Raw genomic sequence first — 698 nt, forward strand, 5'->3', positions numbered from 1 at the left:
AATATAAAAGCTATACTGCAAAGTAATAATGGCGCGCCCTGAGAGATACGGATGCTACGCATCCGATTGCGAAGTGGTGCTATCGAAGCTGATGCTCCAACGAACTCGTTCGAATCCTGAGGACACTTTGATGATTCAATGAAGTATAAATGGCGCGCCCTGAGAGATTCGAACTCCCGGCCTTTTGATTCGTAGTCAAACGCTCTATCCAGCTGAGCTAAGGGCGCAAAATCTATATGGAGCGGACGACGGGAATCGAACCCGCGACCCTCGCCTTGGCAAGGCGATGCTCTACCGCTGAGCCACGTCCGCAAAAACATGGTGCGCGTGAAGGGACTTGAACCCCCACGTCGTGAAACGCCAGATCCTAAGTCTGGTGCGTCTGCCATTCCGCCACACGCGCACACTTTATAAGAAAATGGTGAGCCATGAAGGACTCGAACCTTCGACACCCTGATTAAAAGTCAGGTGCTCTACCAACTGAGCTAATGGCTCTCATAAGAGAAGCATTCATAAATGAAATGGCTGGGGATATAGGAATCGAACCTATGAATGACGGAGTCAAAGTCCGTTGCCTTACCGCTTGGCTAATCCCCAATATTAATAATTAGCAAACACTACGGAATCGGGTGGATACTCTATACTTCGAGATATAGGATGCTCAATCCCTGATACCTTCATACTTTAACACTTTAAAA

Annotated in this window: 5 tRNA genes; all 5 read right to left on the reverse strand. The window is 47.9% G+C overall.

Going from position 1 to position 698, the window contains the following annotated elements:
• Window positions 1-150: 150 nt before the first annotated feature.
• Window positions 151-227 (reverse strand) — tRNA-Arg (locus GC101_RS00660).
• 10 nt (window positions 228-237) lie between these two features.
• Window positions 238-312: transfer RNA gene (locus tag GC101_RS00665), tRNA-Gly, on the reverse strand.
• Between the two features lie 7 nt (window positions 313-319).
• Window positions 320-403: transfer RNA gene (locus GC101_RS00670), tRNA-Leu, on the reverse strand.
• A 16-nt stretch (window positions 404-419) separates the two neighbouring features.
• Window positions 420-495, reverse strand: a tRNA-Lys gene (locus tag GC101_RS00675).
• A gap of 27 nt (window positions 496-522) precedes the next feature.
• Window positions 523-597, reverse strand: a tRNA-Gln gene (locus GC101_RS00680).
• Between the last annotated feature and the right edge of the window lie 101 nt (window positions 598-698).

Source organism: Paenibacillus phytohabitans, from assembly GCF_013141775.1.
Taxonomy (GTDB): Bacteria; Bacillota; Bacilli; order Paenibacillales; family Paenibacillaceae; genus Paenibacillus_AQ; species Paenibacillus_AQ phytohabitans.